The organism is Actinomadura sp. NPDC048032, assembly GCF_040653175.1.
GTDB classification, from domain to species: domain Bacteria; phylum Actinomycetota; class Actinomycetes; order Streptosporangiales; family Streptosporangiaceae; genus Spirillospora; species Spirillospora verrucosospora.
Genome location: NZ_JBEZJP010000194.1, coordinates 1 through 13,812 on the forward strand (window position 1 = coordinate 1; position 13,812 = coordinate 13,812).

The 13,812-nt window shown below is 72.7% G+C and carries 12 protein-coding genes; 4 read left to right on the forward strand and 8 right to left on the reverse strand.

Annotated elements, in window-relative coordinates:
* Positions 1-48 precede the first annotated feature (48 nt).
* Positions 49-2,676 carry an alanine--tRNA ligase gene (alaS, locus tag AB0C69_RS23795; protein WP_360357018.1) on the reverse strand — a complete coding sequence of 876 codons (2,628 nt, stop codon included), beginning with the start codon at positions 2,674-2,676 and terminating at the stop codon, positions 49-51.
* A gap of 129 nt (positions 2,677-2,805) precedes the next feature.
* Entirely contained in the window at positions 2,806-3,186 is a 381-nt protein-coding gene (locus tag AB0C69_RS23800; RefSeq protein ID WP_345180896.1) for a helix-turn-helix domain-containing protein, read from the reverse strand.
* Positions 3,187-3,309: 123 nt separating this feature from the next.
* Between AB0C69_RS23800 and AB0C69_RS23805 the strand changes: the two genes are divergently transcribed.
* The gene (locus tag AB0C69_RS23805) at positions 3,310-3,888 is read left to right on the forward strand and encodes a YceI family protein (RefSeq protein ID WP_360357020.1); all 579 of its coding nucleotides are present in this window, start codon (positions 3,310-3,312) and stop codon (positions 3,886-3,888) included.
* Between the two features lie 29 nt (positions 3,889-3,917).
* Here AB0C69_RS23805 and AB0C69_RS23810 read toward each other — a convergent pair whose 3' ends face one another.
* Both AB0C69_RS23810 and AB0C69_RS23815 read right to left on the reverse strand, forming a co-directional pair.
* Positions 3,918-4,601, reverse strand: coding sequence for an HAD-IA family hydrolase (locus AB0C69_RS23810; RefSeq protein WP_353832492.1), 684 nt, complete (start codon positions 4,599-4,601; stop codon positions 3,918-3,920).
* Between the two features lie 92 nt (positions 4,602-4,693).
* Complete coding sequence (locus AB0C69_RS23815) at positions 4,694-5,287, reverse strand: TetR family transcriptional regulator (protein WP_360357022.1); 594 nt, start codon at positions 5,285-5,287, stop codon at positions 4,694-4,696.
* Positions 5,288-5,369: 82 nt separating this feature from the next.
* Here AB0C69_RS23815 and AB0C69_RS23820 point away from each other — a divergent pair, with 82 nt between their 5' ends.
* A complete protein-coding gene (locus AB0C69_RS23820; RefSeq protein WP_360357025.1) occupies positions 5,370-6,167 on the forward strand; it encodes an SDR family oxidoreductase in 798 nt (265 codons plus the stop codon).
* A 93-nt stretch (positions 6,168-6,260) separates the two neighbouring features.
* Here AB0C69_RS23820 and AB0C69_RS23825 read toward each other — a convergent pair whose 3' ends face one another.
* Positions 6,261-8,096 carry a glycosyl hydrolase family 18 protein gene (locus tag AB0C69_RS23825; protein ID WP_360357027.1) on the reverse strand — a complete coding sequence of 612 codons (1,836 nt, stop codon included), beginning with the start codon at positions 8,094-8,096 and terminating at the stop codon, positions 6,261-6,263.
* Between the two features lie 192 nt (positions 8,097-8,288).
* Positions 8,289-8,774 carry a MarR family winged helix-turn-helix transcriptional regulator gene (locus tag AB0C69_RS23830; protein WP_360357029.1) on the reverse strand — a complete coding sequence of 162 codons (486 nt, stop codon included), beginning with the start codon at positions 8,772-8,774 and terminating at the stop codon, positions 8,289-8,291.
* Between the two features lie 61 nt (positions 8,775-8,835).
* Here AB0C69_RS23830 and AB0C69_RS23835 point away from each other — a divergent pair, with 61 nt between their 5' ends.
* Complete coding sequence (locus AB0C69_RS23835) at positions 8,836-9,252, forward strand: cupin domain-containing protein (RefSeq protein ID WP_360357032.1); 417 nt, start codon at positions 8,836-8,838, stop codon at positions 9,250-9,252.
* Positions 9,253-9,268: 16 nt separating this feature from the next.
* On the opposite strand, the gene AB0C69_RS23840 is transcribed toward AB0C69_RS23835, so the two are convergent.
* Together AB0C69_RS23840 and AB0C69_RS23845 are read right to left on the reverse strand one after the other, a co-directional pair.
* On the reverse strand, positions 9,269-9,913 hold the full coding sequence (locus tag AB0C69_RS23840) for a response regulator transcription factor (protein WP_345180881.1): 645 nt from the start codon (positions 9,911-9,913) through the stop codon (positions 9,269-9,271).
* Positions 9,865-11,151, reverse strand: a complete 1,287-nt coding sequence (locus AB0C69_RS23845; protein ID WP_345180879.1) for a sensor domain-containing protein — start codon at positions 11,149-11,151, stop codon at positions 9,865-9,867. The genes AB0C69_RS23840 and AB0C69_RS23845 overlap by 49 nt, the downstream gene beginning before the upstream one ends.
* Before the next feature lie 195 nt (positions 11,152-11,346).
* On the opposite strand from AB0C69_RS23845, the gene AB0C69_RS23850 reads away from it, so the two are divergent.
* A partial coding sequence (locus AB0C69_RS23850) for a Tex family protein (protein ID WP_360357036.1) occupies positions 11,347-13,812 on the forward strand: 2,466 nt, incomplete at its 3' end.

Consider the following 13,812-nt stretch of genomic DNA (forward strand, 5'->3'; position numbering starts at 1 on the left):
CCCCGGCCCCCGGGGCCGTCGGGGGGGGCGGCCGCCCCGCGGCGGGGGTCACGTCTGGGTCGCCAGGAGGGTGCGGGCCTCCGTTGCCGCGGTGGTGATCGCCTTGGGGAGGTTCTCGGGCCGGCGGCCGCCCGCGTTCGCCAGCGGGCCCTTGCCGCCCGCGCCGCCGCCGACCTCGCGGGCCGCTCCGGTCAGCAGGTCGCGCGCCTGGACTCCGGTGGACGCGCCGGCCGCCGCGACGAGGACCGCCTTGCCGTCCGACTCGGTGCCGAGGACGACGAGGCCGCGCTGGTCGCGGCGGGTGAGGACGCCGGTCGCGATGGTGCGCAGGTCCGCGCCGGTCAGGCCGGGGACGGTGTGCGCCACCAGCCAGCCGCCGGGGACCGGCTCGGCGAGGGACGCCAGGCGGTCGGTGTGCCGGTCGAGCTCGGCGCGGTGCAGCTCCTCCAGGCGGCGCTGGGTCTCCGCGAGTGTTTCCAGGCGTTGCCGTAGGCGGTCCGGGGCCTGGTCGGGACGGACGTTCAGCAGCGCCGCGAGCTCCTTCAGCAGCAGCGCGGTGCGGTCGTGGTGGCGAAGGGCGTCGGCGCCGGTGAGGGCCTCGATGCGGCGCAGGCCGGTGCCGATGGAGGACTCGCCGACGATGTGGACGGGGCCCGCCTGCGAGCCGTGGCCGACGTGGGTACCGCCGCAGAGTTCGCGGGAGGCGTCCCCGATGTCCACGATGCGGACGTCGTCGCCGTACCGCTCGCCGAACAGGGCGATCGCGCCCGCGCGCTCCGCCTCCGCCCGGGTCGCCTCCCAGACGCGCACCTCGGGGTCGTCCAGGAGGTAGTCGTTGACGAGGGTCTGGACGCGGTCCGTGTCGACGGGGGAGAAGTGCGCGAAGTCGAAGCGCAGGCGTCCGGGCTCCACGCGGGAGCCCTGCTGCGCCGCGTGGTCGCCGAGGGTGCGGCGCAGCATCGCGTGCAGGACGTGGGTCGCGCTGTGCGAGCGAGCGGTGGCCGCGCGGCGGTCCGCGTCCACGATCGCCTCGGCGTCGTCGCCGGGACGGATTTCGCCGTCCACGATGCGGACGGTGTGGACGTGCAGGCCGTCCAGTCCCGGGCGGGTGTCGACGACCTCCAGGGTCGCGCCGGACGTGCGGATCGTGCCCGTGTCGCCGACCTGGCCGCCCGACTCCGCGTAGAACGGGCTGCGGGTCAGGATCACCTCCAGCTCGTCGCCCCTGGTGGCGGTGGGCACCTCGCCGTCCGGGCCGAGGAGGGCGCCGATCTGTGTTTCCGCTGTTTCGGACGTGTGGCCGACGAAGTCGGTGAGGCCGTGCGCCGCGGCGACGCGGCGGTAGAGGTCCTGGCGCGCGACCGCGCCGCCCTTGCGGCCCTGCCCGGCGCGGTGCGCCTGGCGGCGCTGCTCGTCGAGGAGCTCGGCGAACGCGTCCTCGTCGACCGTGAGGCCGGCCGAGCGCGCCGCGTCGACCGTGAGGTCGATCGGGAAGCCGTAGGTGTCGTGCAGTTCGAAGGCCGTCCGCCCGGAGATGGCGGTGGTGGCGCGGCCGATCGCCGCGTCGAGGAGCTGGGAGCCCTGGCGCAGCGTCCGCTCGAACGCCTCCTCTTCGGCCCGGACGACCTGCTCGATGAGGTCGGAGCGCCGGGAGAGCTCCGGCCAGGCGTCGCCGAGGTTGCCGACGACGCTGGAGGTCAGCGCGGGCAGGGTGGGGCCGTCGATGCCGAGCCTGCGCGCGTGCCGGATCGCGCGGCGCATCAGGCGGCGCAGGACGTAGCCGCGGCCGTCGCGGGCGGGCATGACGCCGTCCGCGATGAGGAACGCGACCGAGCGGGAGTGTTCCGCGACGACTCGGAAGGACATGGAGTCCTCGCCGTCGCGGCCCGGGTAGGCGCGGCCCGCCATGTCCTGGACGAGCCGGAACGTCGGCGCAAGCAGATCCGTCTCGCTGACGGTGTCCACGTCTTGCAGCACCGCAGCGAGCCGGTCGAGACCGAGCCCCGTGTCGATGTTCCGTGCAGGGAGCTCGCCGAGAATCGGGTAATCGTCTTTGCCGGAGCCCTCGCCACGGAGGTTTTGCATGAAGACGAGGTTCCAGAGCTCCTGGTACCGCTCGCCGTCCACCGCGGGTCCGCCTTCGCGGCCGAAGGACGGCCCCCTGTCGTAGTGCAGTTCGGAGGACGGCCCGCAGGGGCCGGGGATGCCCATCGACCAGTAGTTGTCCTCCATGCCGAGCCGCTGGATCCGCTCAGAGGGGACACCCACGCGCCGCCAGAGCCGGACGGCTTCGTCGTCGTCCAGGTAGACGGTGACCCAGAGGCGTCGCGGGTCGAGGTCGTAGTGGCGGGTGAGCAGTTCCCACGCCCAGGCGATCGCCTCCGCCTTGAAGTAGTCGCCGAAGGAGAAGTTGCCGAGCATCTCGAAGAACGTCGCGTGCCGCGTGGTGCGGCCCACGTTCTCGATGTCGGACGTGCGCGCGCACTTCTGCACGGACACGGCGCGCGGGTGCTCGGGCGTGGTCTCGCCCAGGAAGTACGGCTTGAACTGGTTCATGCCCGCGTTCGCCAGCAGCAGCGTGGGATCGGACGGGATCAGCGGGCTGGACGGCACGACGCGGTGGTCGCGCTCCTGGAAGAAGCCCAGGAAGGTCGAACGGATGTCAGTCGAGCGCATGGGACGGCCTCACGAGGTCGATGGGATGACGGCGCACACCGCCGAGCCGGGCCGGGCACGTCTGCACGTTCCCCAGCTCGGCGCGGCTAGCTCGCCGTCCCACCTCGTGAATGACCATCGCCGTCCACTTTACCGCCGGGCGTCCTCCGCCTGCACGTCCATTTGGCGGGCGTCGTACTCGGCGCGGGCGGCGTCGATCTGGCCGAGGTGGTCCTCGGCCCAGGCGACGAAGGTACCGGCCGCGTCCATCAGCGTCGCGCCCAGCGGGGTGAGCGAGTACTCCACGCGGGGCGGGACCACGGGGTAGACGGTCCGGGTGACGATGCCGTCACGCTCCAGGCCGCGCAGCGTGACGGTGAGCATCCGCTGGCTGATGCCGTCGATCTCGCGCCGCAGCTCGGTGAACCGCTTGGTGTGCTCGCCGAGCACCGCGATGACCTGCAGCGACCACTTGTCGCCGATGCGGTCGAGGATCTCGCGGGCGCGGCAGCCGACGGCGGTGTGCTCCATTGGTTCCCTCCAGGTGACCGGGGCAGAAAAAAGTGCCTTCTTGTGCCGGATATCGGGTTGTCCGCACCATGGAAGCGGTTCCCGAAAGGAACTGCCTTACCTTCCATAACCGTAGGAGACACCATGACGGCCCAGCTTGTCGAGATCCCCGGCTACGTCGCCGGGACCTGGACCATCGACCCCCTCCACTCCGGGGTCGGCTTCACCGTCCGGCACCTGATGGTCAGCCGGGTCCGCGGCCGTTTCGGGACGTTCGAGGGGACGATCGTGACCGGCGCCGACCCTCTCGACTCGTCGGTGACCGCGACGATCGACCTGGCGTCGGTCGACACCGGCAACGCGCAGCGCGACGAGCACGTCAGGTCGGCCGACTTCCTGGACGTCGCCGAGCACCCCGCCATGACCTACCGCTCGACCGGCGTGCGCCGCGACGGCCAGGACTTCGTGCTGGACGGCGAGCTGTCGCTGCGCGGCGTCACCCGGCAGGTCCCGCTCCGGCTGGAGGTCGGCGGCTTCGGTCCCGACCCGTTCCGGCAGGACGACCCGTCCAAGGGCGCCCGCTCCGGGTTCACCGCGACGGGCGAGCTCAGCCGTCTGGAGTTCGGCGTGGGCGAGGCGACGACCCTGGCGGGCGGCGGGCTCGCGCTGAGCGACAAGATCCAGATCGTCCTGGAGATCGAGGCGGTCCTGCAGGACGGCTGACCCGCTGCCGCCGCGGAGGCGACGCCGCGTCAGCCCCGGAGCAGGGACGGGAGCGCGTCCAGCGTCGTGATGCGCGCGACGTCCAGGGGGCCGGGGGACGGGCCGCCGGACCGGTCGAGCCAAACGCCGGTGAGGCCCGCGGCGGCGGCGCCCTGCGCGTCGACGACGAGCCGGTCCCCGACGTAGGCGGCCGCGTGCGGTTCGGCGCCGAGGGCCGCGCAGGCCGTCAGGAAGATCCCGGCGGCGGGCTTGGCGGCGCCCGCCTCGCTGGAGGCGACGACGACCGGGAGCCGGGCGGCGAACCCGATCCGCTCGACCTTCAGGCGCTGCTGGGCGGCGTCCCCGTTGGTGATCACCCCGAGCCGCAGGCCGCGCGCCGCCAGGGCGTCGAGCGCCGGCCCGGCGTCCGGGAACGGGCGCCAGGCCGCCTGGTAGCGGGCCACGTACCCGGTGAGCCACGCGTCGGCGCGGGCGTCGTCCCAGTCGCCGAGGCCGAGCTCCCGGGCGAGGGTGACGATCCGGAGGCGGCGCTGCTCGGCGAAGCTCAGCTCGCCCGCCAGGTACCGGTCGACCGCCTGGTCGGTGAGCTCCGCCCAGCGCGCGGCGAGGGGCGCCGGGTCCTCGTCCGGGAACATCCCGACGACGGCCCGGCGCGCGGCGTCCTCGTGGTCGAGGAGCGTCCCGTCCAGGTCGAACAGCACCGCCGTGATCATGAGAGGAAGCCGAGGAGCGCGGCGGTCGGCTCGGCCTGGACCTGACGCGGCGTCCAGTTCTGCAAGGAAGCTCCCAAAGTCGTCGAACCTGCTCAGCCGAACCCGTGTGATCGGGCGAGTACCCGCGCCGCCTCCATGACCGACGCGCGGCGGCGCGCGAAGGTGGCGGCGTCGTCCTCCTCGTCCAGGATCACCCGGCGCAACTGCGGGACGGCGAAGTTCCACGCGATGAGGCCGAACACGGTGAACATCAGGTCCTGGACGGCCCGCGTGCGGTCCGGGTCCGTGGGTCCGCCGCCGTGCTCCGTGAAGCGCGCGGCCTTGCGCCGGAACTCCTCGCGGCGCTCCGCCTCGCCCTGCACCTGGCCCGAGGTCTCCAGAGCCTCCCACAGAAGCAGCCTGACCAGCTCCGGGTGCTCCCTGTACCAGTCGAACAGCCGGCCCACGGAGTCCGCCAGGCCGTCCGGATCGATGTCGGACGCGTTGCCGATCTCCGCCATCTTCGCGCGCACCACGGCGCCGAACAGCTTCTCCTTGCCGCCGAAGTACAGGTAGATGGCCTGCTTGTTGGCCCGTGCCTCGGTGGCGATGCGATCGATCCGGGCGCCCGCGAGCCCGCGCGCGGCGAACTCGGCGGTGGCGGCCTGGAAGATCCGCCGGCGGGTCGCCTCCGCGTCGTAGCCCATACGCGGATTAAACCACCCGGTTGACTTCGGCCGGTCCGGGGAGCACTCTAAAACAACCAGATGGTTTATTTGTGGAGGACGCATGACCACGACCGAAGCACCCGTCCCGGTCCGCTCACCGCTCCCGGCGAGCCTCGCCGGTCGCACGGCGGTGATCCTCGGGGGCAGCTCCGGCATCGGCCTGGCCGCGGGGGAGCTGCTCGCCTCGGCCGGTGCGCGGATCGTGCTCGCGAGCCGCGACAGGACCCGGCTGGACGCCGCTGTGGCGCGCGTGGCCGCGGCCGGGACCGCGGCCGAGGTGCTGGGAACGGCCGCCGACGTCACGGACGAGAACGCGGTGGAGGAGGTCTTCGAGCGCGCCGGCACCGTCGACCACGTGCTGGTGACGGCCGGGCGCCCCGTCGGCATGGGGCCGCTCACCGGGCTCACCCGGGACGTCGTGCGGGACGCCGTCGAGGGACCGGCGTGGGCGGTGCTCGCCGTCGCGCGGGCCGCCGCCCGCCGGATGCCCCCGGGCGGGTCGATCACGCTGACCTCGGGCATCCTCGTGAGGCGTCCCCGTCCGGGGATGTCCGCGCCGGTCGCGGCGGGCGGCGCCGTCGAGACGCTCACCCGTGCGCTCGCCGTCGAGTACGCGCCCGCGCGCCTGCGGGTCAACGCGATCCGGTTCGGGGCCTTCGACACCCCTCTGCTGCGGACGGCCTACGGAGCCGCCTCTGGCGCGGAGGGCGACGCGGCGATGGCCGAGGCGGGCGGGTCCATGCCGCTCGGACGGTTCGGGACGGCCGAGGAGGCCGCCTCCGCCGCCCTGTTCCTCATGGCCAACACCTACATGAACGGCGAGATCCTCACGGTGGACGGAGGCCAGTCCCTGCTCTGAGCAAGGGGCGGGCCCCTGACCGGCGTCCGGTTGGTCAGGGGCCCGAAGTCTCGGCTGTCTGAGGGGGCTGGGAGTACCCCTTCTGCGAACAGCTCAGCCGAGACCGCTCTTGATCGCGGTGATCAGCTCACCGCCCGTCGTGTCGCCGCTGAGTTCCCAGAAGAAGGCGCCGCCGAGACCCTGGTCGCCGGCGAAGCCCATCTTCCCGCGGATGGTCGACGGGGTGTCGTAGCTCCACCACTCGCTGCCGCACTTGCCGTACGCGGTTCCGGCGACCGTGCTCGTCGCGGGGCACTTGCCCTTCAGGACCTTGTAGTCCTCGATGCCGGCCTCGTAGGTGCCGGGCGCGGCGCCGGTCGCGGCGCCGCCCGGCTCGGACTGGGTGACGCCCGTCCAGCCGCGGCCGTAGAAGCCGATGCCGAGCAGCAGCTTGCTCGCCGGCACGCCCTTGGCCCGGAGCTTGGAGATCGTGTCGGTGCTGTTGAAGCCCTCGTGCGGGATGCCCGGGTAGGACGTGAGCGGCGAGTGCGGCGCCGTCGGCCCCTTGGCGTCCCAGGCGCCGAAGTAGTCGTAGGTCATGGGGTTGTACCAGTCGACGTACTGGGCGGCGCCTCCGTAGTCGGTGACGTCCATCTTGCCGCCGGCGCTCGCGTCCGCGGTGATCGCGGCGGTCACGAGGTTGCCGGACCCGAACTTGGCGCGGACCGCGGCCATCAGCTTCCTGAACGCGTCCGGCCCGCTGGTGTCGCAGGTCAGCCCGCAGGCGTTCGGGTACTCCCAGTCGATGTCGATGCCGTCGAACACGTCGGCCCAGCGCGGGTCCTCGACCAGGTTGTAGCAGGACTCGGCGAACGCGGCGGGGTTCTGGGCGGCCTGGCCGAAGCCGCCGGACCAGGTCCAGCCGCCGAACGACCACAGCACCTTCAGGTCCGGGTGCAGCTTCTTCAGCTTGCGCAGCTGGTTGAAGTTGCCGCGCAGCGGCTGGTCCCAGTTGTCGGCGACGCCGTCGACGCTCTGGTCGGCGGTGTAGGCCTTGTCGTAGTCGGCATAGGAGTCGCCGATCGCGCACCGGCCGCCCGTCACGTTGCCGAACGCGTAGTTGATGTGCGTCAGCTTGGCGGCCGAGCCGCTCGTCTCGACGTTCTTGACGTGGTAGTTGCGCTGGTAGACGCCCCAGTCGGTGAAGTAGCCGACGACCTTGTTCCCGCCGCCTCCGGGGTTGCCGCCGCCGCCCTCGTCGGTGGTGACCGACACCGGCGCCGACGCGGGGGAGGTGTTCCCGGCGGCGTCCTTGGCCTTGACGGTGAAGGTGTAGGCGGTCTTGGCCGAGAGCCCGCCGACGGTCGTGCCGGTGCCGGTCACCGACGCCGCCTTGGCGGAGCCGTTGTAGACGTCGTAGCCGGTGACGCCGACGTTGTCGGTCGACGCGGTCCACGCCAGCGACACGCTGGTGGCGGTCTTGCCGGTGGAGCGGAGGCCGGACGGGGCCGAGGGGGCCTCGGTGTCCTTCTCGGGGGGCGTGGAGCCGTCGCAGGTCGCGCCGTTGATCGTGCAGCCGGTGAACCAGCCGGAACCGGTGCCGCCGAACCCGAAGCTGGTGCTCGCGCCCGCGGCGATCGTGCCGTTCCAGCCGGTGTTGGCGAACGTGTAGTGGTTCCCGGAGACGGTCTTGGTCGCGTTCCAGACGTTGCCGACGGACGTCCCGGACGGCAGGTCCGCCTCCAGCTTCCAGCTGCTGATCGCCGAGCCGGTGCCGTTGGTGATGGTGCAGTTGCCGTCGAAGCCGGTGCCCCAGTCGGAGGTCTTCTTGCAGGTGGCGGTGACCGCCTGCGCCGACGACGCCGGGGGCGCCGTGAGCAGGGCCGCGGCCGCCGCGAGTGTCGCTGCGCCGGCGAGCGCGATGGCCCGCCGTCCGCCCGGTCGTGACATGGTTCTCCGTTCGGTTCGGCCCCCGAAGCAAACAGGAATCCCCGCCAACTCTTAGGAAAGTTTCCTAAGAATTGGGCCGATCGTAACCGCGCCGAACGGCGCCGACAAGGGCTCGCGGGAGACCCGTGGACGCCGGAACGAGTGGTCTAAGCGACTGCCTGGACTCATACGGTCACCGGGCGCGCAGAAAAATCAGGACGCGCCGAACCACCCCGGCATGTCGAGCCGCCACAGGTCCGCGGGCGTCATCCGGCGGAGATCGTCCTCCAGGGCCCGCATGCGGTCGGCGCCCAGCGTCCGGACCCAGTCGCCCCGGATCCGCTCGAAGATCCGCTCGGACCGGACGAGGGAGTCGGCCCCCCGCGCGGTCAGCCGGACGATCTTGCGGCGCGCGTCCCGGGGGTCGGCGCCGCGCTCCAGGTAGCCCGCCCGCTCCAGTGACTCCACCATCTTGCCCGCGGCCTGCTTGGACACCCCGAGCCGGCGGCCGAGCTCGACCGCCGTCGTGCCGTCCGGTCCGATGGCCTGGAAGACGAAGCCGTGCATCGGGCGCAGGTCTGGATGCCCCTGCCGGGCCAGCTCGGCGTGCAGCTCGTCGATGATCACGCGGAACGCCAGGAAGAGCCGCAGCGGCAGCTCGAACCCGGGCGCGTCCCGCGGCCCGCCGTCACTTGACATGAAAGACAACCTCGTTGACTATATGGACAACCACATTGTCTAACTTAGGGGACGGGGAACCATGACGCTCATCCGCAACGCCGAGAGCCGCCGGACCGAGACGCCGAACGGCGTGATGACCACGGCCGCCACGCCGACCCAGGGCGGCACCGAGGGGATCGCGGTCTGGCGCGTGAAGGGGACGCCGGGCAAGACCGGTCCGCTGCACGCGTTCGACACCGAGCAGGTGTGGACGTTCCTCGACGGCGACGCCACCGTCGACCTGGACGGCCGCAAGCTGGAGGCGGGCGCCGGCGACACCGTCGTCCTGCCCGCCGACGCGCCCCGCCAGATCACGGCCGGGGACGCCGGCTTCACCGCCGTCGTCGCCGCCCACGCGGGCTGCCTCGCCTACGACCCCGAAGCCCTGGTGGACGAGACCCGGTGCGCCATCGCGCCCCAGGGGGACGAGCGGATCGTCCCGCCCTGGGCCGCGTGACCGGAGGCGGCGGGGATCAGGCGCCCAGGTAGGCCAGGACGGCGAGGACGCGGCGGTTGTCGTCCTCGGACTGCGGCAGCCCGAGCTTGCCGAAGATGCTGTTGGTGTGCTTGCTGATCGCCTTCTCGGTCACGAACAGCTTCGCGGCGATCGCGGCGTTCGAGCGGCCCTCCGCCATCAGCCCGAGCACCTCGCGCTCGCGGGGAGTGAGCTGCTGCAGCGGCTCCTCGCGGGCGTGCCGGGTGAGCAGCTGGGCCACCACGTCGGGGTCGAGCGCGGTGCCGCCGCCCGCGACCCGGCGCACCGCCTCCACGAAGACCTTGACGTCCGACACGCGGTCCTTCAGCAGGTAGCCGATGCCGCCCGTGCTGTCGGACAGCAGCTCCCGCGCGTACAGCTGCTCCACATGCTGCGACAGCACGAGGACCGGCAGGCCCGGGATCTCCTTGCGGGCGTCCAGCGCGGCCCTGAGCCCCTCGTCGGTGAACGTCGGCGGGAGCCGGACGTCCACGACCGCCACGTCCGGGCGGTGCGTGGTCAGCGCCCTCAGCAGGGACGGCCCGTTGTCGACCGCCTCGACGACCTCGAACCCGAACGCCTCCAGCAGGCGGATCAGCCCGTCCCGGAGGAGGGCGAGGTCCTCGGCGATGACAACGCGCACGGCAGCTCCATGGTCACGATGGTCGGCCCGCCGACCGGGCTCGTCACCGCCATCGTCCCATCGAACGCCGCCAGCCTGCGCTCGATACCGCGCATTCCGCTCCCGGCCCCCGGGTCGGCGCCGCCGGTCCCGTCGTCACCGATGATCATGATCAGCCGGTCCCCGGGGTGCTCGATCTGCACCCAGGCGCGCCGCGCGGCCGAGTGCTTGACCACGTTGGCGAGCATCTCCGCGACCGCGAAGTACGCCGCCGACTCCACCGGGGCGTCGCCGCGCCCCGGCAGGTCGATCCGGACGTCGACGGGCAGCGGCAGGGTGAGGGCGAGGGCGCGCACCGCGCCGTCGAGGCCCCGCTCGGCCAGGACCGGCGGATGGATGCCCCGGACCAGGTCGCGCAGCTCCGTCAGCGCCGTCCCGCTCGCCTCGCGGGCCTCGGCCAGGAGCTTCTGCGCCGTCTCGGGGTCGTGCTTCATCATCTCCTCGGCGAGGCCGATGTTCATGCTCAGCGCGACCAGCCGGGCCTGCGCGCCGTCGTGCAGGTCGCGCTCGATGCGGCGCAGCTCGGCCGCCGAGGCGTCCACCGCCTCCGAACGCGTCTCGGTGAGCCGCTCGACGCGCTCGGCCAGCGCGTCCCGCGTCGGCGCGAGCAGGGACTGGCAGAACCTGGCGTGCGCCTTCAGGAACAGCGGCCCCAGCGGGACGGACACCGCCGTCAGCGCCGCGCCCAGCACGATGGTGCCGACGAAGCCGATGACGCCCCAGTCGCTCAGCGGCCAGAAGGGACCCCAGCCGTAGTCGGTGAGCAGCGACACCCACGGCGCCACGAACACGCCCTCCAGCCCGTAGAGCGTCAGGCCGCCCGCGAGGACGCCGAGGACGAGCGCGACCGGCACGTTCAGGAGCGTCCACAGCAGGTCGCGCCACGAGGCCGGATCGGCGAGGACCCACTTCAGCCGGCCGAACACGCCCGCCCCGGCCGGCTCCGCCCGGTACGGGACGGGGATCCGCACCCCCGACCACCCGGCCGCCCACGCGCGCTGCTGGTTGGCGACCGTCCGGATCGCCTGGAACATCACCGGAGCCAGGACGACCCCGAACCCCAGCGGGATGAACGCGATCGACAGCACGGTCACGATGAACAAGGGCAGGTTCACCGCGTACGCCAGCACGATCTGGACGACCGCCCGCCCGAAACAGGCGAGGGCGCGCCGCCCGTACCCGCGCAGTAGCTCACTCACCGTTCCTCCAAGGGTTCGCCGTGGGACCTCCACCATTGTCATCGTTCGCCCCTCGCGGCTCGGTGGTGCTAGACCCCCTCTTCGTGACGGATGCGGTGGGGTTAGGCCTACCGTCATTCGAGCGTGACAAGACAACCGGCCCCGTTCCCTGGACAATGCACAGGCGACACTCAGGGGAGAAAGCGAATTCAAGCTGTGACAGCGACCATCAGCCAGACGTCCGACGGCCAGGGCCCCGGGCCCGCCCTGCGGCCCATCACCGAGCGCATCGCCGAGGAGATCGGCGTCCGCGAGGGGCAGGTGCGGGTCGCGGTGGACCTGCTCGACGGCGGGGCGACCGTCCCGTTCATCGCCCGCTACCGCAAGGAGGCGACCGGCGCGCTCGACGACGCCCAGCTCCGCGCGCTGGAGGAGCGGCTGCGCTACCTGCGCGAGCTGGACGAGCGCCGCGCCGCGATCCTGGAATCGGTCGAGTCGCAGGGCAAGCTCACCGACGAGCTGCGAGCGCAGATCATCACGGCCGACTCCAAGGCGCGGCTGGAGGACATCTACCTCCCGTACAAGCCGAAGCGGCGGACGAAGGCCCAGATCGCCCGCGAGGCCGGGCTCGAACCGCTCGCCGAGATGCTGCTCGGCGACCCGTCCCGCGACCCGCAGGCCGAGGCCGCGGCGTTCGTGGACGAAGAGAAGGGCGTCGCCGACGCGGCCGCCGCGCTGGAGGGCGCCCGCGCCATCCTGGTCGAGCGCTTCGCCGAGGACGCCGACCTCATCGGCGCCCTGCGCGAGCGGATGTGGAACCGGGGGCGCATGGTCTCGCGCGTGCGGGACGGCAAGCAGGAGTCGGGCGCCAAGTTCTCCGACTACTTCGACTTCGCCGAGCCGTTCGCGAAGCTGCCCTCGCACCGCGTCCTCGCGCTGTTCCGGGGGGAGAAGGAGGAGGTCCTCGACCTCGACCTGGAACCCGAGGAGGCGGGGGAGGACCCGGCCGCGCGCAGCTCCTACGAGGTGGAGATCGCCCGCCGGTTCGCGATCGCCGACCAGGGGCGTCCCGCCGACAAGTGGCTGTCGGACGCGGTCCGGTGGGCCTGGCGCACCCGGATCCTCGTCCACCTCGGCATCGACCTGCGCACCCGGCTGCGGCAGGAGGCCGAGGACGAGGCGGTCCGCGTGTTCGCCGCCAACCTGCGCGACCTCCTGCTCGCCGCGCCCGCCGGCACCCGCACGACCATGGGCCTCGACCCGGGCCTGCGCACCGGCGTCAAGGTCGCCGTCGTGGACGCGACCGGCAAGGTCGTCGCGACCGACACGATCTTCCCGCACGAGCCGCGCCGCAGGTGGGACGAGTCGATCGAGACGCTCGCCCGGCTGGCCCGCGAGCACCGGGTCGACCTGGTCTCGATCGGCAACGGCACCGCCTCCCGCGAGACCGACAAGCTCGCCGCCGACCTGATCGCCCGGCACCCCGACCTCGAGCTGACCAAGGTCATGGTGTCGGAGGCGGGCGCGTCGGTGTACTCGGCGTCGGAGTACGCGGGCCGCGAGCTGCCCGGCATGGACGTCTCGCTGCGCGGCGCGGTGTCCATCGCCCGCCGCCTGCAGGACCCGCTCGCCGAGCTGGTCAAGATCGACCCCAAGTCGATCGGCGTCGGCCAGTACCAGCACGACGTGTCCGAGGTGAAGCTGTCGCGCTCCCTCGACGCCGTCGTCGAGGACTGCGTGAACGCCGTCGGCGTCGACGTCAACACCGCGTCCGCGCCGCTGCTCACCCGCGTGTCGGGCATCGGCGAGGGCCTCGCCGACAACATCGTCGCGCACCGCGACGCCAACGGCCCCTTCCGCAGCCGCGCCGGGCTGAAGGGCGTCCCGCGGCTCGGCCCGAAGGCGTTCGAGCAGTGCGCGGGCTTCCTGCGCATCCCCGGCGGGGACGACCCGCTCGACGCCTCCAGCGTGCACCCCGAGTCCTATCCGGTCGTCCGCCGGATCCTGGACTCCGCGGGCACGGACATCAAGTCCCTCGTCGGCAACACCGCCGTCCTGCGCTCGCTCAGGCCGGCGGAGTTCGTCGACGACACCTTCGGGCTGCCGACCGTCACCGACATCCTCGCCGAGCTGGAGAAGCCCGGCCGCGACCCGCGCCCGGCGTTCCGGACCGCCACGTTCAAGGAGGGCGTCGACAAGCTCGCCGACCTCGAACCCGGCATGCTCCTGGAGGGCGTCGTCACCAACGTCGCCGCGTTCGGCGCGTTCGTGGACGTCGGCGTCCACCAGGACGGGCTCGTGCACATCTCCGCGATGTCGGACAAGTTCGTCTCCGACCCCCGCGAGGTCGTCAAGCCCGGCGACATCGTCCGGGTGAAGGTCCTCGACGTCGACCTGCAGCGCAAGCGCATCTCGCTCACGCTGCGCCTGGACGACGAGCCGGGCCGCGACCAGCAGGGCGGCGGCGGTCGGCGCGGCGAGCAGCGCGAGCAGCGCGAGGGCGGCGCGCGTCCGGGACGCGGCGGTCAGGACCGGCGCGGCCAGGGTCAGCGGGGCCCGGGGCAGCGCGGTCAGGACCAGCGCGGTCAGGAGCAGCGGGGGCAGGACCAGCGCGGCCGGAACCAGCGCGGCGGGCAGCGCCGCGGCGGCCAGGGAGGCGGCGACTTCTCCGGGGGCGGCGCC

Bases quoted from the DNA above. Each gene is read 5' to 3' on its own strand.
- AB0C69_RS23815 (WP_360357022.1), bottom strand. From the start codon at position 5,287: ATGGGCTACGACGCGGAGGCGACCCGCCGGCGGATCTTCCAGGCCGCC.
- AB0C69_RS23810 (WP_353832492.1), bottom strand. From the start codon at position 4,601: ATGATCACGGCGGTGCTGTTCGACCTGGACGGGACGCTCCTCGACCAC.
- alaS (WP_360357018.1), bottom strand. From the start codon at position 2,676: ATGCGCTCGACTGACATCCGTTCGACCTTCCTGGGCTTCTTCCAGGAG.
- AB0C69_RS23825 (WP_360357027.1), bottom strand. From the start codon at position 8,096: ATGTCACGACCGGGCGGACGGCGGGCCATCGCGCTCGCCGGCGCAGCG.
- AB0C69_RS23805 (WP_360357020.1), top strand. From the start codon at position 3,310: ATGACGGCCCAGCTTGTCGAGATCCCCGGCTACGTCGCCGGGACCTGG.
- AB0C69_RS23830 (WP_360357029.1), bottom strand. From the start codon at position 8,774: ATGTCAAGTGACGGCGGGCCGCGGGACGCGCCCGGGTTCGAGCTGCCG.
- AB0C69_RS23800 (WP_345180896.1), bottom strand. From the start codon at position 3,186: ATGGAGCACACCGCCGTCGGCTGCCGCGCCCGCGAGATCCTCGACCGC.
- AB0C69_RS23835 (WP_360357032.1), top strand. From the start codon at position 8,836: ATGACGCTCATCCGCAACGCCGAGAGCCGCCGGACCGAGACGCCGAAC.
- AB0C69_RS23820 (WP_360357025.1), top strand. From the start codon at position 5,370: ATGACCACGACCGAAGCACCCGTCCCGGTCCGCTCACCGCTCCCGGCG.